The following is a 21250-nucleotide window of genomic DNA, read 5'->3' as shown; positions in this document are numbered from 1 at the left end:
CATGAATATGAAAATTTAACTTCTTAGCGTTTTCTTACCCTTACCTAAAAATATAAAAATGAAGTGACAGAAAAATTATAAACATATGAAAAAAATAGGGAGTGTTATCCCTATTTTTACTTTATGCCCGGATAAAAAGACTATTCCGAAACCCAGAGCAAACTCTACTAAACCGGAAAGGATGAATCCCATATCTTTTCCCAAAGGAACCCAATCAGGCACCTGTGCCTGAAATTTCTGCCTCTTAGAATTTTCGTTCAGAACTATGCGAGCCCTTTGGCAGCATCATGATCCAAAAACCAGATCAACTCACCGTGAAGTGGCTGAACCAGATTCGCAGGATACGATGCAAAATCTTTTTCTTTCTTGATGATTTCCTGCACTTTTTCGGCTTTTCCGGATCCGGTTACCAAGAAAGCAACGGACTTGGCATTATTGACGATTTTTCCGGTGATGGTGACACGCTTCTGACCTGAGTCCGGATGAGTCGCTACCACGCAATTTTCGTTGGCATCCCAAAGTGAAATTGAATCAGGGAAAATAGAAACTGTGTGACCATCGTCACCCATTCCGAGCATTACCAGATCAAACTGGGGAATGTCATTCAATTTTGGGAGTTCCGTGTCCAATATCTGACTGTAGCGCTCTGCTTCTACAGCTGGGTCATTCTCTCCCAAAACCCGAAAGATATTGAACGAGGGTATGTCAATCTTCGACAGCAAATGATCTACCGTCATCTTATAGTTGCTTTCGGAATCCGTAGGAGGCACACAGCGTTCATCACCCCAGTAGAATTTGATTCTTGACCAGTCAATCTCATTTCCAAAATTAGCGGCCAAATAATCGAAAATAATCTTCGGCGTACTGCCTCCTGAAAGCGCTACGTGGATTGTGCGATCACCCTCCGCCAGCTCTCTGAAGTATTCGGAAAACTCCTTGGCAACCTGCTCTTTGGTGTCGTATATCTTTAGTGTCATTGGATTGAAAATTTATGATTGAGACTTTACACTCGGGACTATTCAAATTTTTTGCCTTTTTTGTCGAAAGGCTAATTATAAGCTGTGTCTTCCGTGAAATTCTCTGCATCCTTTGTGGTTAAAAAGAATTACAATATACAGAATCCTGTTTCGTCAGTCAGGCGATTTCCGGGATTTCTCCAGCCAAAATGGCCATCAATCATATCGTCTGAATTCCTTGGCCCCCAAGTTCCTGCTGCATAACCGTAAGTCGGGACATCCTCATTTTCCCAGTATTTCAAGATCGGATCCACAAACTTCCATGCGGCTTCCACTTCATCCGCTCTAGCATAAAGCGTAGCATCGCCCTGCATCGCATCCAACAGCAATCTTTCGTAGGCTTCCATAATCTCTGCGGAGTCCAGGTCGGAATAATAAAACTCCATATTTGCCTGCTCCACATTGAATCCCAAACCGGGAACTTTCACACCGAACTTGATCAAGATACCTTCGTCCGGCTGAATACGGATAATTAGTTTGTTGTCCTTCTTATACACATCCTGACTCTTGAAAACCTCATGTGCAGGGGACTTAAAGTGAATCACCACTTCAGTCACTTTGGTAGGCATATATTTGGCAGTACGGACGTAGAAAGGCACGTCTTTCCAGCGCCAGTTGTCCACGAAAAATTTCACCGCTGCGTAGGTCTCAGTCTTAGAATCGGGATCTACGCCTTCTTCCTCGCGATATCCCTTTACTTTTTTGCCATCGATGGTGGACGCTACGTATTGGCCTTTCATGGTGTGTTTTGCCAGCTCTTCATTGTCCTTCATGATTCGAAGTGATTTTAAAGCTTTGACTTTTTCATCACGAATTTCTTCCGCGCTGGAATTAATCGGAGGTTCCATCACGATAAGGGATACTACCTGAAGCAGATGGCTTTGGAACATATCCCGAAGCGCACCGGATTTATCATAATAACCGCCTCGCTTTTCCACACCTACTGTCTCGGCATTGGTGATTTCCACATGGTGGATGTATCGACGATTCCAGGTTGGTTCGAATATCGAATTGGAAAACCGGGTTACGAGCAGGTTTTGAACCGTTTCTTTACCCAGATAGTGGTCGATTCTATAAACTTGAGGTTCGTTAAAATACTTATGCAAGCCTTCATTCAGCTCTTTGGCAGTAGCTAAACTGTAGCCAAAAGGTTTTTCCACAATGATTCGCTTCCATCCCTTTTCTTCTTTGGTAAGTCCTGCTTCACAAAGATTTTTGGCGATGGGCTCATATAAGTTTGGAGGTGTGGACAGGTAGAAAATGTAATTTTCTTCACAGCCCATCGCTTCATTTAACTTGTGGATTCTCTTCGCCAGCCCATCGTATTTGCTGTCGTAGTTGTCTCCTAAGTCCTCATAAAACATCTTGTCGGAAAAATCGGATATAAATTTCTTATCCTCTTTACCGATTTTATCCTTCAAAAATTCGCTTTCCTGAACCACCTTCATACGGAATTCCTCATCAGTCAATGCGCTCCGGCTTGCTCCCAAAACCACAAAATTTTCGGGAAGATGCTTGCCTTTGTACAAGTTGTAGAGTGCAGGAACCAGTTTACGTGCAGTCAAATCACCTGACGCGCCAAAAATTATTAGCATCTGGTTTTGTGTTTTCTTCATCAGTATGGGCGTGTTTTTATATTATTTGTATTAATACCCGTCTTCGGGCGTTCACAAATTTATCAATCTTACTAGAAAGCCAACCTGTAATCCATTAATTTTGGGTGTAAGTGATGCAAAAATAATCCATATTTATTTCTAACCTTGTCGGCGAAAGCTTAGAGGGAAATCTGAAAATAACAACACGATACAATGGAGTACACGAATTATGATTTTGGTTTAGTAGGCCTTGGAGTAATGGGGCGAAATTTTATTTTGAATGTTGCCGACAACAATTTCAAGGCTTTCGGCTACGATCTTGATCAGGAGAAAGTTGATGCACTGAAAGAAGAGGGCGGTGATCTGGAGAAGGTGAGCGCTTCTACCGAGATCGAGACTTTTGTGAAGTCTCTGGCTTCTCCAAGAAAAATTATGCTACTCGTGCCCGCAGGGAAAATTGTGGATCAGGCGATTGAGAGTCTTTTACCACTACTGGACAAAGGAGATATCATCATAGACGGAGGAAACTCATTTTTTACGGATACGGACAGAAGGGAAGCTTATCTGAAAGAAAAAGGCATCCACTTCTTTGGTTCCGGTGTATCAGGCGGTGCAGAAGGCGCAAGAAAAGGCCCGAGCATCATGCCGGGTGGAGATAAGGAGGCTTATGCTTATGTGAAGCCAATTTTTGAAGCCGTTTCTGCTAAATACAAAGGAGAGCCTTGCGTTGCTTATTTGGGACCAAAATCAGCCGGAAACTATGTGAAAATGGTGCATAACGGCATAGAATACGCTATGATGCAGCTGACTTCAGAGATTTATGATTTGCTGAAAAAATCCTGTGATCTGTCAAACGATGAACTTCATCAGGTTTATGATTCTTGGAACAAAGGACGTCTTCAATCTTTTCTGGTGGAAATCACCGCCGAAATTTTTACCCAAAAAGACGAGTTGACGTCTGCCGATCTGGTAGATATGATCTTGGACAAAGCCAAGCAAAAAGGAACGGGAAAATGGACTTCACAGAATGCTATGGATTTGGGAATTCCTGTTCCCACCATCGATATGGCAGTAAGCATGCGTGAGATTTCTGCATTGAAGGATGAGCGGGTTGTAGCGGACGGCTTGTATTCACGTCCGGAAGTTGCGCACATTTCAAAAGAGGAGTTGATCGCTCAGGCAGAGCAAGCTTTGTATTTCTCGTTTATTATTGCCTATGCCCAAGGTTTGCATCAGCTTTCTTACGCATCTAAAGATTATGGTTACGAACTGGATATGGCTACTATCGCGAAGATTTGGAGAGCTGGATGTATCATCCGCGCAGGTCTTTTGGCGGATATTGCGGAGGCTTACACTGCGGACAACTCCATTCCAAATTTGCTTCTTTCTCCTTCCTTTGTCCCGAAGGTACAGGGCACACTGCCCGCAGTTCGTGAAGTAGTGGCTTTTGCTGCGAAGAATGGCATTCCTGTTCCCGGGCTTTCAAGTGCCTTAAGTTACTTTGATGCATACACTTCCAGTAAACTTCCGCTTAACCTGATCCAGGCACAGCGTGATCACTTCGGGTCACATACCTACGAGCGAACTGATAGAGAAGGGATTTTCCATACAGAGTGGGGGAAAGAATAGTTGGCAGGGATCAGTCACAGTATTCAGTAGCACAAAAGCCGCTAATCCTTAGCTGTGGTTTGCGTGTCCACAAACTGCCTCGCCCGGTTTTTCGGTCTGTGGAGACACAGACCGAGGCGGGGAGAGGCAAAAGCAAAAAGCCCGCAGGTAATCATCTGACGGGCTTTTGTGTTAAGGTATATGCGGGTCCAGCTTCCGGAGAAGCAGGACAATTGCCTGAACGATAAAATAAATCAATTGCGCCCTCTGTGAAAACCTCTGTGCACTCAGCGGTTAAAATAAAACCTCCCGATCTCTCAGGAGGTTTTGCTTTTATACCGGACTATTGTATTCTTAATAGATCACTTTCACCAAACTCGTAATGACAGAAGCCATACGGATGGATTCAAAGATTCTTTCTTCGCTGGTTCCCAGCTCGATCAGGTGGTTTTCGTGTGAAGCCACACACATCTGACACCCGTTTACGGCAGAGACGGCTGTAGAGATCAATTCAAAAAACTCTTTACCCAATACCGGATTCATCATGATGTTCATGCGAAGTCTGGCTGGGATCTGTCCGTACTTTTCCTTTTCCACGAAGTGGCGGAATCTATACAGTACATTATTGCTGCTGAGCAAGGAAGCACAAGCTACAGCTTCCCCGATTTCGGCTATAGTAGCTTCATTATCCTCAGCCAGCTTTCTGAAAAATTTCTGAAGTGGGTTGTTGGCCGCATTTGCCGCAAGTGCCAATCCCATCAAGGCAACTTCCTTTTGGTTCAGTTTTTCGCCTTTGAGGATAGTCTTGAAATTGAGTTTCAAATCTTTCACATATCTGGAATCAGCATCACCCAGATTTCTTAAAGATTCATTGGTAAATTCTTCATTCAGCCCCACTACTTCCAAAAGTTCGGCGACTGATTGATTAATGTTTAATACTTCCATGGAGATAGATTTAGGTTTGAAACGAGCAAAGGAGACCCTTGGACCTCCTTTGCTTGAACCCGAAATATGCATTAGCAATTCTATTGCGGTCTTTAATTGCTTCAAAATCAGCCACGAGGTTACTGTTTTCGACTTCACCATAGCGATGCTATGGCTCAGTCTCCAAACAGTCTGATTTTCTTGCAATTACAGCCCTCATTACGAAACCTAATGCAAAATTCGGGGTTAAAAGATTTGAGATCTGAATTAGTTCAGGTTCAAGGTTGCTTCTCCTTTTTCCCAGTTGCATGGGCAAAGCTCGTCAGTCTGAAGCGCATCAAGCACTCTCAATACTTCTTCCACATTTCTTCCTACAGAAAGATCATAGGCAGAAACCCAACGAACGATTCCCTGAGGATCGATGATGAAGGTAGCTCTGTAAGCGATTTTCTCATTTGCTTCAAGAATACCAAGTTCTTCTGCAAGAGACTTAGAAGTATCGGCAAGCATAGGGAATTTAAGGTCACGAAGATCTTCGTGGTTGTTTCTCCAAGCCAAGTGAACGAATTCTGAATCGGTAGAAGCTCCCACCAAAACGGCATCTCTGTCTGCAAATTCACCCGCATTTTTGTTGAATTCGGCGATTTCAGTAGGGCATACAAAAGTAAAATCCTTTGGCCACCAGAACATTACCATCCATTTGCCATCGGTAGTGTGGATGTCGTTGCTGATCGTCTTGAATTCTTGTCCTTTTTCTCTGGATACAACTGCGGTTTTTTCGAAAGCCGGGAATTCTGCGCCCAAGCCAAGCATTCTGCTGCTCATAATATTGTAAGTTTTAGTTTTCAAATTTGTTACACAAAGTTGTCTCACATTTTTCCATAAATCAAATTAATAATTGTTATCTATTCATAACTTTAGGTTATATGACGCTAACCCAACTTGAGTATATCGTTGCCTTGGACAATCACAGGCATTTTGTGACAGCGGCAGATAGCTGCAATGTATCCCAGCCAAATCTGACTACGCAGGTAAAAAAGTTGGAGGAAGAGATCGGGGTCAAAATTTTTGATCGCGACACCAAACCCCTTCAGCCTACGGTTGCAGGCAATTTGATCCTCTTGAAGGCCAGAAAAATTCTTAAAGAAGTATCGGAATTAAGGGAGTTTGTCCTCACAGAGAAGGAATCTTTGGAAGGGGAATTTACGCTGGGGGTTATTCCGACCATTTCTCCTTACTTGCTTCCCTTGTTTTTGCCTGCTTTTGTCAAGGCAAATCCACAGACTAAATTGAAAATCCGTGAAATGCAGACTGCTGAGATCATTCAGGAATTGCAGCGGGGAACCTTGGACGTAGGATTGCTTGCTACCCCTTTGGAAGAGAAAACCATCCGGGAAATCCCGCTTTTCTATGAGCCTTTTCTTTTATATTTTCCTGAAGAGCATCCATTTTTAAAAAGGAAGCATTTCATTCCTGCCATGCTGGATCCCAACCAGATTTTGGTTCTGGATGAAGGGCACTGCTTTCGTGATCAGATACTTTCTATTTGCGACAGCAAAGCCTCCAAAAACAACTTTGGTTTTGAGTTTCAGAGTGGTTCCATAGAATCACTGATGCGGTTGGTGGACAAAGGTGTGGGCTATACGCTTGTTCCAGAAATGGCGGTGTTGGAGAAAATAGACATGGATTTGCTGAGAAGATTTGATGCGCCGGAGCCTGTTCGGGAAATCAGTCTGGCAGTAACCAAGAACTTCACCAAAAATGTGCTTATCCAAGCAATCCGAAAGTCAATATTGCTTTCGATCCCTGAGCGTTTTCAGAAAGAAGATCAGTATAAGATGGTAAATTGGAAGTGAGTTGTTTTTAAAAGAACCCCTCGATTAGTTCACTTCATTCTGACCGTAATGCCTCCACTGGATTTGCGAGGGCAGCGCTTATTGATCTAAATCCTACCGTTACAAAAGCAACGATAAAGGTGAATAGCAACCCACTGATAAACATGAGGGGACCGAGCGTAATTTTATAGGCAAATTCCTCCAAAACCATATTCATTACAAAAGCTGCCAGAGGAGCTGCCAAAGCAAAGCCGATAAGAATAAGTTTGATAAATTCTTTTGAAAATAGCCATACTACGCTCGGAACAGATGCCCCCATTACTTTCCGAATACCGATTTCTTTGGTTTTGTTATTGGCCATAAAAGTCACCAGCCCAAAAAGCCCAAGACAGCCGATAAATATGGCTATGCTTGCAAAGAATGCAAGAACTGCGGATGTTTTACGCTCTCCTTTGTACAGATTGTCCACATCATCATCCATGAAGCTATATTCAAAGATGTGCTCTGGATAAGCTTTTTCCCAGTATGCCTGAATCGTTTGAAGATCCTGCTGAATGTCTGCATTAGATAGCTTCAACGACAGATTTTTGAACCCATCAAGGTTGTTGATCATCATGAGGGGCTTAATTGCGTCGCTTGGTGACGTGGAGCTAAAATCCTTCACTACGCCTTTTACAGCCAGTTTATTTCCCCAAAGATCAATCTCTCTACCTATTAGCTCATTATAATCTGAGAAGCCTGCGGCATGTGCCAATGCCTCATTTACCACAAAACCAGACATGGTGTCGAGGTCGGAAAGACCGTTTCCCGCCAATAATTCAAGTCCAAAAACATCAATATAGTCTCCATCAATCTCTTTGAGCTGGGTGTTGATTGGTTCCTCGCTACCTGCTAAAGTGAAGCTCGTTCCTACTACACTATTTGCCGCAGGAGGAGTATTGTTTAGACTCACCTTTTCTACACCTGAGATACGAAGCATTTCGGATTTCAGTGCTCTCATACTGCTATGACTTTGTATCGTTTCATTTCTTTCCTGCACCGGAATTGGCACGTTGATGATGGCATCTTTGACAAAACCCAAATCCCTTCGTTGCATGTGTTGAAACTGATTGTAAATCACCAGCGTGGCAATGATGAAGAATTGTGAGATGAAAAATTGGGCTACTATCAAACTTTTCCTTAGTGTGAATCCTGAATAAGACTGTTTTGACGGTCCTGAAATTATGTGTCCGGTTCGAGCTCCTGAGAGGATCCAGGCTGGATACATCCCTGACAGTAGGGTGACCACTACAATCAGAAGGATCAAGTAAATCCAAATGAATAAGTCGGTGTTTAGATTCAAGGACAAGTTTAGATCCAAGTAATTATTCACAACTGGAAGAAGTAATTTCCCTACAAATATTGAAATCGCGCAGGCTACTATCGTGACCAGCAATGATTCCCCAAGAAGCTGCAGGATCAACTGAAGTCTAGAACTTCCCAAAACTTTTCGGATTCCGATTTCCTTGTTGCGCTTGACCGCAGTGGCGGTAGTCAAATTGATAAAATTGATGCAGCATGTCAGCAAGAGAAAAACTCCGATTACAGAAAAGGCGACTTGAGCCATAAATGGCATACGTGAATTGTAATTGCCAAAACGCATGTCTGAGTGAAGATCTGCGAGTGGTTGAATCACAAAATTTTTGCCCTCTCTATTTTCATCCCCTACTCCATAGTGTTTGGATACAAATGCTGAAAGACCAGCATTGACCGAGACAATATCATATCCTTCTTTGAGCAGAAAGTAACAATTGTCCGAGTCTGAAAGACTACCCCATCCTCTATCTTCCATTTGATCCTGAATGGTGGAATAAGATAGCATCAAATCGAAAGGCAGATCAGTGGTAGTAGGATAATCTTCCACTAATCCTTCTATTTCATAGGTAACATTGTCATACTGAATCTCCTTACCCAACACATCTTTTGTCAGAAAGAATTTTTCCGCCCAAGCTTCGGAGATTAATGCTTTGTTTGGCTCAATGAGCACTTTTTCCTCATCCCCGCTCAGTAGCTTTCTGTCAAATATTTTGAAGAAGGAATTCTGAGTAAAAACCACACCTTTTGCCTCCTTATGTTTGCTCACACTCCCATTAGGTTTGGTAATGCCAAGGAGATTATTTCTGCGATAGGAGGTGAATGCCACTTGTTCGATTTCCTGAAAGTCCGATTTCAAAGATGCTGGCAGAACGGGTGGCGATGCTTGGGTGAATGATTCACCACTGTTTCCTTTGGATGATGAAACTATCCGAAAAATCCGATCCCTATTTTCATGATGCTGGTCAAATTGGTTTCCCTGGTGGACGATCAAAAAAAGTAGCAGGCTTCCTGTGATTCCAAGCGTGAGTCCGGCAATATTTAGGATTGAATTTGTTCTTTCGCGGAAAAGGTTTCTGAAAGCAGTAATGAGGTAATTTCGCAGCATGTGAAATATCTTTATTTTGGAGCACAAACTACAAAGCGAAGGCCAAGCAAAACGTGGCTCAATTACGCTGAAATAAAGATTACCGAATTTCGATTGTTCGGAGACGAAACACATTGTTCTTTCTCGGACAAACGCGAAAGTAGATAATATATATAATGGATCTTTGGAGCAAGAAAGAGGATTACCCGACTTTCAGGCGAAGCTCGCCATGTCTTTTTATCACTTTAAGCTCGAAGTGGTGATTGATATAAGCCTTGCAGTGATTTTCGGCCCATTCCGCGCGTGACTCAGTGTCAAAAAGTAAGGTCATTCTAAGCATCGTCTTCACATATTGCTCATATAAGCCCAGTTCACGTACATAAGAAATAAAAGCCGCCGACCAGTCTTCCTGAAATTTTTCCAGATGCGTTCTCCCGTCAAAAAGCATTTCAAGCTGATTATCACCGTGCTTGTAGCGATAGATGCCGCAAAGTTGGCGGTAGATCAGTCTTACGCGCTCTCGGGGAAATACAAACGTATCAAGAATCTGGGCGTAGGTGGTATCCATCAGCTGTAGCGGATTATACAGGGAAGTATAGGAACGCTTCAGTTCAAAAACCATCCGGTCAATCAACTCCTCTTCAAGCATGGATTGCGCCTGACGTAGGATGTAATTTTTGTCTAATGGGAAAAGTTTCTGGATCATCACATAGCAAAAGTAATAAATTATCTTTTTAGCATGATTTTAAATTAAGCTATTTGCCTCATGCGGGATGTTTTTTAACCACAGAGGCCACAGAGTTTTTCGCAGAGGTCACGGTTGTCCTGCTTCTCCAGAAGTAGGACTAAATAGGATCAAAATTTTATTTTCCTTAGGGTTTCTAGTTTGCTTCAATCTTCGGCTTTCTTCCATGGCGGGTAAGCTGCTCAGGCAAACATCCAACATTGGACATTTACCCCCAATCCGCAGGTCTTCTGGCTTCATATTCTGACATCCGGTCCAGCAGATCTACGGGATCGTCCGAGATGATCAGCAGTTCTTCCTGCTCCGGATACATAAATCCCTCTTTCATGGCGTGATTCAAAAAAGCAACCAGTTTGTCATAGTAACCATTTACATTGTAAAGTGCCAGCGGTTTTTGGATATAATGAAGTTGATTGAGCGTCATGATCTCAAAGAGCTCTTCCAGCGTCCCAATTCCTCCGGGCATGGCAATAAATGCATCTCCACGTTCCGCCATAAGCCACTTGCGGTCGCGCATGGTTTCTACGATGATAAGTTCTGTGCAGCCACGGTGGGCTACTTCCCGATCTACCAGTTTCTGTGGGATTATGCCCAGTACTTCCTTTCCCGCCCCAAGCATCTCGTCTGCAATCACTCCCATCAAACCTACTCTTCCTGCCCCATAGATCAGTGAGTGATCCCGTTTGATCATCTCTTGTGTCAACGCTCTCGCAGCTGCTTCATAGACTTTACTATCGCCCTTACGGGAACCACAATAAATGGTGATTTTCTTCATACTCATCAAATTCAAAGTGAAAATCGAAATTAAGGGATTCTCTTATTAATGCACAGTACGGCTTGAGGTTTTACAAAAGCTTAATGCGACACCTGTGAAGAGGATCGGATTTTTGGAAAAAGGGATAGCGCAGGCAAGCATTAAACCCTATTTTTGAAACATGAAAATCTGCTTTGCTACCAACAACCCGAAGAAAATCGAAGAAGTAAAGGCTGCTCTCGGCGGTACTTTTGAAATTGTTTCTCTCAAAGATATCGGTTGCTCAGTTGAGCTCCCGGAAACCGGTGATACATTGGAGCATAATGCCTTTCAAAAAGCGAGGTACGTGAAAGAGCACTTTGGAGTGGATTGTTTTGCGGATGATACGGGATTGGAAGTCGACGCACTTCAGGGAGAACCCGGAGTTTATTCCGGGAGATATGCCGGCGAGCCCCGGAGTGATGCACGAAATATTGATTTGCTGCTCAAGAATCTTGAGAATGCTTCTGTCCGAACAGCCCGGTTTAAGACCGTCATAGCACTGCTTTTAGATGGGGAGGAATACAAATTTGAGGGTGTGGCAGAAGGTGAAATACTGGATAAACGTACCGGGAATGGAGGTTTTGGCTACGATCCCATTTTTCGTCCAAAAGGCTACCTGAAGTCTTTTGCAGAGCTGAGCCTTACGGAAAAGAACGCAATCTCTCACAGGGGAAAAGCCGTCAGCGAACTTATTGCCTTTTTAAGCCATATATAATTCTGTGAAATCGAGCCTGCCGGTAGACAGGCATGTTTCAGACAACCCGCAGAGACATGATTAAAGGCAGTGCGAGATTCTCCCGAATCAAGTTCGGGACAGGCTATCTGTCCTTTAAAAATCAAATTACAATCAGATGAAAACCCGAAAATCACTATAACTTTGCCTCATGAAATCGAGCTTGACACAAGCCACACACAGAGGGATGGTTATCAACCCTGCGAGATTCCATGTGACCTTTGAAAGAAAATAAAAACACATGAAAAAACCATTCATCGTAGGCATTACAGGTGGCTCTGCCTCAGGAAAAACACTTTTTTTAGAGCGATTGCTTAGTTCTTTTGAAGACGGTGAAGTATGTCTGATTTCGCAGGACAACTACTACAAGCCAAGGGAAATGCAGCCTATCGATGATCATGGGGTACATAATTTTGACAGGCCTGAGAGTATAGATTTTGAAGAATATGCGGCTGATATTCGCAAAATCCAGGCGGGTGAGACTGTTCAGCGAGAGGAATATACCTTCAATAACTCCGCAAAAACACCAAAGATGCTGACTTTTACTTCTGCACCCGTGGTGGTGGTGGAAGGGATTTTTGTGCTGTATTATCCGGAATTGGCAAATCTGCTCGATCTGAAGATTTTTATAGATGCCAAAGACCATATTAAGCTGAAGCGAAGAATCATCAGGGACAAAGTAGAGCGTGGATATGATTTGGACGATGTGCTTTATCGCTATGAGCAGCATGTGATGCCGACTTATGAGAAATATATCAAGCCATTTATGAATGATGCGGATTTGATCGTGCCTAACAATCATAATTTCGACAAGGCCCTAGAGGTCATTCGGACTTACTTACGTGTCATGACCGCTTAATTCTATATCCATTTTTTGATATAATTACTTGGTTTTGAGTGTATTGTTTTGGTATTTGCCATGAAAACCAGAAATTCTTGAATGAGAATCACTCATTTTAAATAATTGGCTATATTTGCGCCGCATGAAAGTAACCAAACGAAATAGCAACTTATTCCAACAGCGCCTTACGGTGATGCTGGCATTGCTGTTGTGTTTGTTTATCTCCAGTGTGGAATATGTTCCTGATAATGGAGATGCTGCTAAAGTCGAAGAACAGGATAAAGCCTCTTCAAGTGATAAGAATCAGACTTTTTTGGATGTAGCTGTAGATGCAGTTGTCCCCTTTGTGGTGAATGTATCGCAGAGCACACTTTATCTTATCTATGAAATTGTACGGTTTGAAAGTTCTACGTTCATTACCGAGTGTACTACAGCTTTTCAGCCCAACCAGCTCGCAGAAATACTTTTTGAGCGAATAATATCCACCAAAGGACCCTGATCCCAAATTTTCCCGATTCCCAAAGCGCTTTTCTGATTTGCAGTTAAGCCACTAATCTGTATTTACAAACAATCAATAATTTCAATTTCCCATGCAAAACAAAGGTGTCATTGTGTTTTTGACAGTGATCGTTACGGCACTCTGCCTGTACTATCTGTCATTCACATTTGTATCGAACAATATCCAGCAGAAAGCCCAGACTTACGCAACCGACGAGTCCGGCAACGTGGATTTTTCTAAAAGACAAAGCTATCTGGATTCTATCTGGAGAGCTCCTGTGTATAACTTCCTAGGCGCTAATTATACTTTTCAGGAAGTAAAAGAAACTGAATTGGGTCTGGGGCTTGATCTTCAGGGCGGTATGCATGTTACCTTGGCGGTTTCCCCCGTGGAGATTGTAAAAGGGCTTGCAGGTAACCCAAAAGATGTTGCTTTCAACAAATCTGTGGAAGAAGCCCGCGAACAGGCGAAGACTTCTACCGCCAAGTATGTGGACCTCTTTTATACTGCTTATAAGAAAAACAGTCCCGGTCAGAAGCTAAGCTCAATCTTCGCAACTGCCGCAAACAGGGGACGTATTTCCTTGGAGTCTTCAGATTCTGAAATTCTTGAAATTATAGATAATGAAGTTGAGAATGCAATTGAGCGTTCATTCAATATCCTAAGAACACGTATCGATAGATTCGGTACTTCTCAGCCCAATATCCAGAGAATTCAGGGATCCGGTCGTATACAGATCGAATTACCCGGTGTGGACAATCAGGAAAGAGTAAGAAACCTTCTTCAGGGCGTAGCTAAATTACAGTTCTGGGAAGTTGCTGAGATAAATGAAATTGGGGCTGCTTTAGAGGCAGTGAACGGTGCATGGGTCGCTGCCAACAAATCGGCACAGCCTGCTGTAGCTGATACAGTAGCTACTGAGGGCCTTTCTGAAGAGGATTCTTTGAAAAATGCGTTGGAAAAGCAATTGGCTCAAATTGATCCTTCAAGATCAGGTGAAAATAGTGTTTCTCCTTTATTTAGCCTGCTTAAGCCAAATTATGGCCTGGCATACGAGCTTCGCGATACTATGGCGATCAATCGTATTCTGAAAAATGAGGATTACAAGTCCTTATTGCCAAGAGATATCAAATTGCTTTGGGGCGTGAAGCCGTTCAAAGCCGAAGATGGCTCTGAGACGTTGGAACTTTATGCTATCAAAGCAGAACGGGGAACAGACGAAGCACCATTGGAAGGCGATGTGGTAACCGATGCCCGTCAGGCATTGGATCAGAGATCAAGACCTGCAGTATCTATGCAAATGAATGCAGACGGGGCCAGAAAATGGAGAAAACTTACTGCTGACAACATCGGAAGAAGAATCGCTGTAGTATTGGATGATTATGTGTACACAGCACCGGTAGTGAATGGGGAGATTCCTTCAGGACAGTCTGAAATTTCCGGGAACTTCTCACTGCAGGAGGCTCAGGATTTGGCCAATATCCTTAAGTCCGGTTCTCTTCCTGCTCCTACACAGATAGTAGAAGAAAGCATTATCGGCCCAACCTTGGGAAGAGAAGCATTGAATCAAGGGTTGATCTCTATGGTAGCAGGTCTTTCCATTGTGATCCTTTTTATGATGGCTTATTATGCAAAAGGCGGACTGGTAGCTATTGCAGCATTGGTTTTCAATATCTTCTTTATCCTCGGAATCCTGGCACAACTTGGCACCGCTTTGACCCTACCGGGTATAGCGGGTATAGTATTGACGATAGGGATGTCGATTGATGCGAACGTGCTGATTTTTGAACGTATCAAAGAAGAACTTCGAAACGGAGTTGGCTTACTGGCTGCAATCGATGCGGGTTATAACAAGGCGTTCTCTGCAATTCTCGATTCAAACGTGACAACCTTCCTTACGGGTGCTATCCTGTTTGCATTGGGTCAGGGTCCGGTGAAAGGCTTTGCCATCGTATTGATGATCGGTATTGCATCTTCATTCTTCTCTTCTGTATTCATCACCCGGGTGATTGTGACTTGGATGAGCAAGAAAGGCGACAAGAGCTCAATCAGCTTCGCTACTCCTTTTGCCAAAAATGCATTGAGTGCATTGAACTTTGATTTCTTGAGTAAAAGAAAAGTGGCTTACCTGATCTCTACTTCCATTATTGTGATCGGTTTGGGAATCGCTGCTGTCAACGGATTGAAATTCGGCGTTGACTTCACCGGTGGCCGTTCTTACGTGGTAGCATTTGACGAGCCGATAGCGGCTTCTGATTTGAAATCCGGTTTGGATAGAGAGTTTGACGGCTCTGTGGAAGTAAAAACTTACGGGTCTAGCAATACATTGAAAGTAACTACTTCTTATTTGGTGAATGAAGATGATGCAGAATCCAATCTTGAAGTAGAAAGTAAAGTAAAAGAAGGCATAGCCGCGGTTACCGGATTAACATTCACTCAGGATGCGGAATCATTGACATCCGGACAATTTGCGATTACGGGTTCTTCGAAAGTAGGCGCTACGGTGGCAGATGATATTAAGGCATCTTCAGCTGAGGCGATGATAGTGGCATTGATTGCCATCTTCTTGTACATCTTATTGAGATTCCGTAAGTGGCAATTCTCCTTGGCATCTATCATTGCCTTGATTCACGATACCTTGTTTGTAATAGCTGCTTTTGCTATAGCAAGTGCATTCGGAGCCACATTCGAAATTGATCAGGTGTTTATCGCTGCGGTATTGACTGTGATCGGTTACTCGATTAACGATACGGTGATCGTATTTGACCGTATTCGTGAGAACATCGAAAACCGCGGTACAAACAAGCTGGTGAAAGTATTCAATGATGCTATCAATCAGACATTGGGACGTACCTTGATTACTTCGTTCACTACCTTGATTGTGGTGGTTGTATTGCTGATATTCGGTGGTGAAGTATTGAGAGGATTCTCTTTTGCTTTGTTTATCGGGGTATTGGTAGGTACTTATTCTTCTATTTACATCGCTACTCCGATTGTAGTGGATTTGATGAAAAGAGAATTAGATCAGGAACATGCAGCGAAAGAGGCGAAAAAAATAGCCTAAACATCAAATTATTTTCTTTTTGAGGAGCGGGTAACTTACCCGCTCCTTTTTTATTGTCCTTGCAGCAGGAAAATTCTTATCTTTTCGCTGGTATTTATAGATCCATGACATGAAAATCGACAAAAAAGACTTTGAAGCAATGAAAGCCAAGTATGACAAAGAAGTCAAAAAAGGCAAACCGGGAACAGGAACTAAAAAGAAAGACAAAACCAATCAAACCGACTGGATATTCTTTGATAGAGAAACGCTTGAAGGTTTATTGGCAAAAGCTGACAAGGACCCCAAGGTGGGGGGAATTCAGTTTTACTTCACCGAATACACCGAGGAAACTGCTGAGAAAGCCCACCCAAAGGAAGGAGCGGCCTATTGCGGGCAGTTAACCTTAGTGATGTGTGCAGCTAACTTAAAGGAAAAAAAACTAGTGCCGGTTGGATTGGGCGCTGTTAAGGCTGAATATCAAAATGGTGGGAGCCAATGTCCTTATTCTTGTTACCCTGACCCTACTGATATCTAAGAATGGAAAGCAGGTTTGCTCAAGCATTTCTAAAGGAGGATTTAATTATTATAGATTTACTCGCAGTATTAGGCATATTCTTCTTTTTCCGACTTTCAAAGGAGCAAAGAGCTCAACTGTACTTTTGGCTTCCCTTTTTAATCTTGATGTTCACTGCATTTTATGAAAATATGGGAGCCTATACCAACTTCAATTATGAGTTCAAAAAGTCAGTGAATGCTTATCTTGGAAATACAGAATTTCCCAGATATAATTTATGGTTATATAATGTCTCCCAAAGGCAAGTATTGACCATATTCTATCTTTTCTTAATAAAATCCTGGCTGGAGCCCTCGAAAAAGAAATACATAAACTGGATGCTGATTGCGTTTGTGATAAGCAGCCAGGTCATACAGTTTTCCGGAATAGAACCTATTTACTGGTTTCAGCCTATTATATTCTCCATAGGAGCTAATATGATTCTGGTGGGAAGTGGGCTCTATTTCGTCGGATTGATCACAAACGATGCTTACCTCAATTCAAATCCTTTGCGGTTGACCTCCTTTTGGCAAATGACTTTTATACTCTTTACCTATTCTTTGACTTACATCAACGATGTTGCTATGCCATTCTTGGTGACTTACAATTATGAACTTGGCAATTCGATTTATCAGCTAGCAATGGCAATGATTTGTTTTAATTTGGCCATACTAACGCTCACTATTGCCTCGCCAAAGCTTCCTAAACTATTTGAACAAGAGCCTTCTTATGGATTCAGTTGAAAGCCAAGTTTATGTAATCATCTTCTCTACCTTATTTCTGGGAGGGATCATGTCCACCTTTGTGATAGCTATGGTCTTTATCCACAGACAGAGACAGGCCCAAAACCGTCAAAAAGTGGATCAGATCAAATCGGAGCATGAGAAGACCTTGCTGAATATCGAGAATGAAATACAGCAAGACACGCTTACGCAGATTGGAAGAGAATTGCACGACAATATCGGCCAGCTGCTTTCGCTGGCCAAGCTTAATTTTGGCTCGATCAAACCTGAAAAGCACGCCGAGGGAAAAGAGATTTTGAATCAGGTGATTCAGGAAGTTCGTGGCCTGTCCAAAACTCTGAACCTTGACTGGGTGGAGTCTATTAGCATCAATGAATTCATCGGGCAGCAATTAGAGCGGATAAAAAACACGGGTTTTTGCGAAACAACGCTGGAAGCGGACTTTGAACTCGTTGATTTGCCAAAAGACCAAAAACTGGTGTTGATACGGGTGATTCAGGAGTCACTTAACAACGCTATTAAGCATGCTTTGCCGAATAAAATTCTGATAAGAATCAGTGAGAATGGAGAAGGAAAGCAAATCAGGATTCAGGATGATGGGATTGGATTTGACACTGCCCTACAGACCAATGGTAGCGGAATGTACAACCTCAGGAAGAGAATGGATACGATTGGGGGGAATTTTGAACTGACTTCTACTGTCGGAAAAGGAACAGAAATCATATTAACCTTGCCTAATTAGATTTAAGAGTATAATTTGAAGCGTAATCTCCCCAAAATACTAACCCCCCTACTCATGATCAGGATTGTCCTGGCTGATGACCATAAATTATTTGCAAAAGGAATAGAAGGTCTCCTTGAGGAAGAATACGATCTGATAGTCGTCAATGTCTTCCCAAATGGAAGAGAACTGTGTAATTATATTGCCGAAAACCAAGTGGATGTGGTCCTTACGGATCTTAATATGCCGATAATGGACGGCTTTGGTGTGCTGGATCATTGTAAAAAGAAGCATCCCCAGGTGAAGGTAGTAGTACTTTCCATGTATGATGAGGAGAAGATTTACAAGAAGTGCATAGATCAAAAGGCTGATGCTTTTATTCTTAAAGATGCCGATCCCGACGAATTGATTTTTACGATTCGGGAAGTGTTTGAAGGCCGGCATGTCCTGAATTTTGATCGGGTAAAAAAGCAAGCTATACAAGGAGCTTATTTCGATGCTTTCAGAATGAAGTATAAGCTATCACGAAGGGAAACCGAAATCATTCAATTGATCAGAGACGGGATTCAAAACAAGAATATAGCTGAGATGCTAAATCTAAGCAAGCAGACGGTTGAAACACACCGCAAGAATATCCATCACAAGCTTCAAGTCAGTTCACGAATTGAACTGGTAAACAAAGCACACGAAATGAACCTCTAATCATGAGTAAACCTATTAAAACAGCCGTTATTGGCTTTGGCTCAGTAGCTGAGAAAATGCATGCGCCACTTATCGATGTCTGTCCGGACCTTGAGCTTGTAGCTTCTGTGGAGCGGCGTACCAATCGCTGTGAGGAATTGTATCCGGCTGTTACCACGTATAGGAGTTTGGATGCTATGCTGGAGGCAGATGCGGCCGAACTGGTAGTGATCACTACACCGAATGAATATCACTACCCGATGGCCAAGCGATGTCTTGAAGCCGGAAAGCATGTGGTGGTAGACAAGCCCGTGACAATCTTCTCCCATGAGGCAGAAGAACTAAACAAGCTGGCTGAAGAGAAGGGTTTGATTTGCTCTGTTTTTCACAACCGTCGTTACGATGGGGATTTTATGACCTTGCAGAAATTGGTGCGTGAAGGAGACTTGGGTGATCTTGTTTACTTGGAATCTCATTTTGACCGGTTCCGTCCGGATGTCTCTGAAAACTGGAGAGAAATGGAAGTGCCGGGAAATGGGATCACATTTGATCTCGGATCACATTTAATCGATCAGGTAGTGTTGCTTTTTGGCCTTCCGAATTGGATTCAGGCAGATATCCGTAAGCAAAGAGGCGGAGCTATCGCTGACGATTATTTTGATATTATTCTTGATTATGGCTCGCTCAAAGCCAGAGTGACTGCAGGTGCTTTAGTGAATGTGCCTACACCGAAGTTTTTACTTTTGGGCAAGAGGGGGTCGTATCAGAAATTTGGTTTGGATGTGCAGGAAGCTGCTTTCAAGCTTGGGCAAAAGCCTGAGGGAGAGCGTTGGGGTGTGGAATCTGAGGAAAGTTGGGGAAATGTTTTCCTCAATGAGGAGATAAAACCTTATCAAACGATCCCCGGTAATTACAGAGTTCTGTATCAGAACGTAGCTGATGCGATCTCGAAAGGAGCAAATCTCGACATCACCATAGCTCAGGCTGTCAGTGTTTTGAAGATCATAGAAGCTTCTTTTACCAGTGCTGAAGAAGGGCGGAGAATTTTCAAAGAAGAGGGAGGCTGGTAATGTTATCATTTTTTGGCTGAGGATTTGGATACTGGGGTCAGGTAAAATAATTGAATCATGAAAAAACTAGTACTATTATCCCTTACGCTTTTTGCATTTGTATCATTTGCAAAAGCACAAATCAGTGCAGGAGTGAATCTGCAGAGCTCTGAGACTTTCGTGACTATAGGCACGGATCCTTATAAGCAATTCTTCGGTGAAGGGCGAATAGGCACCGGAAGGAATATCGGTATAGAGCTGATGGGAGCTTACAATATTGTCCAGAAAGACGATATGAATTTCTACGCAGGGCTGGGTCTTGGACTCGATAATGATCGTCACAATAACCATAGGAATGACGATGATATCTATATAGCCATTCCAATCGGTCTTTTGATCACGCCATTTAGCAGTAAAAATCTGGGGCTGGTGCTCGAAGCAGCGCCGGTTCTCGCCACAGATCATGGAGACTACTTCCGTGCAGGATTTGGCTTCAAATACACGTTTAGATAAGATTACAACCAACCACTAACAACCAAAAAGAGGCTGTCTCATTATCATGTTTTCTTGTCAGGCTGAGCGAAGTCGAAGCCTTTTATGTGGTAATTAAGCCCATTTTGACTTCGCTCAATGTGACAATTATGAGTTATGAGACAGCCTCTTTTTAAATTTTCAGGGTTTTTACTTATTGTTTAGGAAAAAGGAAACTCCGAGGTTGATGGAGGAGGTGTTTAAGCCAAAGGAGAAAGAGTTGTAGTTTGGGGATGACTGATTTTGCTCTCCTGTGGTGAAAGTGACTAGATTTGATGAGAGTTCCAGCGCCAACCAGTTTTTGGGGAAATATGCCAGTCCTGCAGATAAGCTTGTTGTGTACTCAGTGTACTTTGTTTCATTCTCACTGGAACTTCCTTGGGAAGAATTATATAAAGAATTAACGGTGCGCCAGTTGGCTCCACTAATCAATTCTCCAAACACGGAAAATTTATCGCCGAAGGGCAAATATTTTCTTGCAAATAGCGATGCTCCAAATGCATCGGATTCAACAATGTTTTCTTCAATCGTTGAACTAGAACTAGTTGATGAAACAGTTTTTCTTGTAGTTTGACCGGTAGTGAATGAAAGTACTGTGCCTATGACCCAATTATTTCCTAAGGAATACCCAAATCTTGGGTTAAAAAGAAACTCATTTGAATCATAATTGGTGGCTGTGACATTAGGCAGCATCCCTAATAGGTGCTCAGAGTTGGAACTATTAAAATTGACGTTCCCGCCCAGCATTATACTTCCTTTTTCGATCTGCGCATTTGCCGCGAAAGCAAAGAGTTGGAATGCGAGTACTCCCAGTAAGAATTTTTTCATTGATAAAGTGTTTAGTTTAGATTTCAAACTTACACGATTTCGTTAACTGTTTAGTTGTAGAAATTTTCC

Annotated in this window: 20 protein-coding genes; 12 read left to right on the top strand and 8 right to left on the bottom strand. The window is 42.7% G+C overall.

Annotated features, from left to right (window positions below; genetic code table 11):
• Positions 1–263: 263 nt before the first annotated feature.
• Together pgl and zwf are read right to left on the bottom strand one after the other, a co-directional pair.
• Positions 264–977 (bottom strand): 6-phosphogluconolactonase, encoded by a 714-nt coding sequence (gene pgl, locus J2X69_RS11130; protein ID WP_310103089.1) that lies wholly within the window; start codon positions 975–977, stop codon positions 264–266.
• 128 nt (positions 978–1105) lie between these two features.
• Positions 1106–2611, bottom strand: coding sequence for a glucose-6-phosphate dehydrogenase (gene zwf, locus J2X69_RS11125; RefSeq protein ID WP_310103086.1), 1506 nt, complete (start codon positions 2609–2611; stop codon positions 1106–1108).
• Between the two features lie 213 nt (positions 2612–2824).
• On the opposite strand from zwf, the gene gndA reads away from it, so the two are divergent.
• The gene (gene gndA, locus J2X69_RS11120; protein WP_310103083.1) at positions 2825–4240 is read left to right on the top strand and encodes an NADP-dependent phosphogluconate dehydrogenase; all 1416 of its coding nucleotides are present in this window, start codon (positions 2825–2827) and stop codon (positions 4238–4240) included.
• 333 nt (positions 4241–4573) lie between these two features.
• Here gndA and J2X69_RS11115 read toward each other — a convergent pair whose 3' ends face one another.
• Together J2X69_RS11115 and J2X69_RS11110 are read right to left on the bottom strand one after the other, a co-directional pair.
• Entirely contained in the window at positions 4574–5164 is a 591-nt protein-coding gene (locus J2X69_RS11115; RefSeq protein ID WP_310103081.1) for a carboxymuconolactone decarboxylase family protein, read from the bottom strand.
• Positions 5165–5410: 246 nt separating this feature from the next.
• On the bottom strand, positions 5411–5956 hold the full coding sequence (locus J2X69_RS11110; RefSeq protein ID WP_409014415.1) for a peroxiredoxin: 546 nt from the start codon (positions 5954–5956) through the stop codon (positions 5411–5413).
• A 113-nt stretch (positions 5957–6069) separates the two neighbouring features.
• Between J2X69_RS11110 and J2X69_RS11105 the strand changes: the two genes are divergently transcribed.
• Complete coding sequence (locus tag J2X69_RS11105; RefSeq protein WP_310103075.1) at positions 6070–6999, top strand: hydrogen peroxide-inducible genes activator; 930 nt, start codon at positions 6070–6072, stop codon at positions 6997–6999.
• Between the two features lie 34 nt (positions 7000–7033).
• Here the strand turns inward: J2X69_RS11105 and J2X69_RS11100 are convergent, their stop codons facing one another.
• From J2X69_RS11100 to J2X69_RS11090, 3 genes are all read right to left on the bottom strand, one after another.
• Entirely contained in the window at positions 7034–9439 is a 2406-nt protein-coding gene (locus tag J2X69_RS11100) for an ABC transporter permease (RefSeq protein WP_310103071.1), read from the bottom strand.
• Positions 9440–9620: 181 nt separating this feature from the next.
• Positions 9621–10124, bottom strand: a complete 504-nt coding sequence (locus J2X69_RS11095; protein WP_310103069.1) for a hypothetical protein — start codon at positions 10122–10124, stop codon at positions 9621–9623.
• Between the two features lie 247 nt (positions 10125–10371).
• Positions 10372–10938 (bottom strand): TIGR00730 family Rossman fold protein, encoded by a 567-nt coding sequence (locus J2X69_RS11090; protein WP_310103066.1) that lies wholly within the window; start codon positions 10936–10938, stop codon positions 10372–10374.
• Between the two features lie 160 nt (positions 10939–11098).
• Here J2X69_RS11090 and J2X69_RS11085 point away from each other — a divergent pair, with 160 nt between their 5' ends.
• The 10 genes from J2X69_RS11085 to J2X69_RS11040 all read left to right on the top strand — a co-directional run bounded on the left by J2X69_RS11085 (position 11099) and on the right by J2X69_RS11040 (position 20335).
• Entirely contained in the window at positions 11099–11674 is a 576-nt protein-coding gene (locus J2X69_RS11085) for a non-canonical purine NTP diphosphatase (protein WP_310103063.1), read from the top strand.
• 259 nt (positions 11675–11933) lie between these two features.
• Positions 11934–12551, top strand: coding sequence for a uridine kinase (gene udk / locus J2X69_RS11080; RefSeq protein WP_310103060.1), 618 nt, complete (start codon positions 11934–11936; stop codon positions 12549–12551).
• A gap of 124 nt (positions 12552–12675) precedes the next feature.
• Entirely contained in the window at positions 12676–13032 is a 357-nt protein-coding gene (locus J2X69_RS11075; protein WP_310103057.1) for a hypothetical protein, read from the top strand.
• 91 nt (positions 13033–13123) lie between these two features.
• Positions 13124–16096, top strand: coding sequence for a protein translocase subunit SecDF (gene secDF / locus J2X69_RS11070; protein ID WP_310103054.1), 2973 nt, complete (start codon positions 13124–13126; stop codon positions 16094–16096).
• 109 nt (positions 16097–16205) lie between these two features.
• A complete protein-coding gene (locus tag J2X69_RS11065) occupies positions 16206–16610 on the top strand; it encodes a molecular chaperone DnaK (RefSeq protein WP_310103051.1) in 405 nt (134 codons plus the stop codon).
• 2 nt (positions 16611–16612) lie between these two features.
• Positions 16613–17371 (top strand): histidine kinase, encoded by a 759-nt coding sequence (locus J2X69_RS11060; RefSeq protein WP_310103048.1) that lies wholly within the window; start codon positions 16613–16615, stop codon positions 17369–17371.
• Positions 17358–18113 carry an ATP-binding protein gene (locus tag J2X69_RS11055; RefSeq protein WP_310103046.1) on the top strand — a complete coding sequence of 252 codons (756 nt, stop codon included), beginning with the start codon at positions 17358–17360 and terminating at the stop codon, positions 18111–18113. Before J2X69_RS11060 ends, J2X69_RS11055 begins: the two co-directional genes overlap by 14 nt.
• 54 nt (positions 18114–18167) lie before the next feature.
• The gene (locus J2X69_RS11050) at positions 18168–18794 is read left to right on the top strand and encodes a response regulator transcription factor (RefSeq protein ID WP_310103041.1); all 627 of its coding nucleotides are present in this window, start codon (positions 18168–18170) and stop codon (positions 18792–18794) included.
• Positions 18795–18796: 2 nt separating this feature from the next.
• On the top strand, positions 18797–19843 hold the full coding sequence (locus J2X69_RS11045) for a Gfo/Idh/MocA family oxidoreductase (protein ID WP_310103037.1): 1047 nt from the start codon (positions 18797–18799) through the stop codon (positions 19841–19843).
• 57 nt (positions 19844–19900) lie between these two features.
• The gene (locus tag J2X69_RS11040; protein ID WP_310103034.1) at positions 19901–20335 is read left to right on the top strand and encodes an outer membrane insertion C- signal; all 435 of its coding nucleotides are present in this window, start codon (positions 19901–19903) and stop codon (positions 20333–20335) included.
• Positions 20336–20503: 168 nt separating this feature from the next.
• Here the strand turns inward: J2X69_RS11040 and J2X69_RS11035 are convergent, their stop codons facing one another.
• Positions 20504–21181: an outer membrane beta-barrel protein gene (locus J2X69_RS11035; RefSeq protein ID WP_310103032.1), complete on the bottom strand. Its 678-nt coding sequence runs from the start codon at positions 21179–21181 to the stop codon at positions 20504–20506.
• Positions 21182–21250: the final 69 nt, after the last annotated feature.

It is taken from the genome of Algoriphagus sp. 4150, from assembly GCF_031457395.1.
Taxonomy (GTDB): Bacteria; Bacteroidota; Bacteroidia; order Cytophagales; family Cyclobacteriaceae; genus Algoriphagus.
Note: the sequence above shows the minus strand (reverse complement) of the source record. Positions and strands in the feature narration are given on the sequence as shown.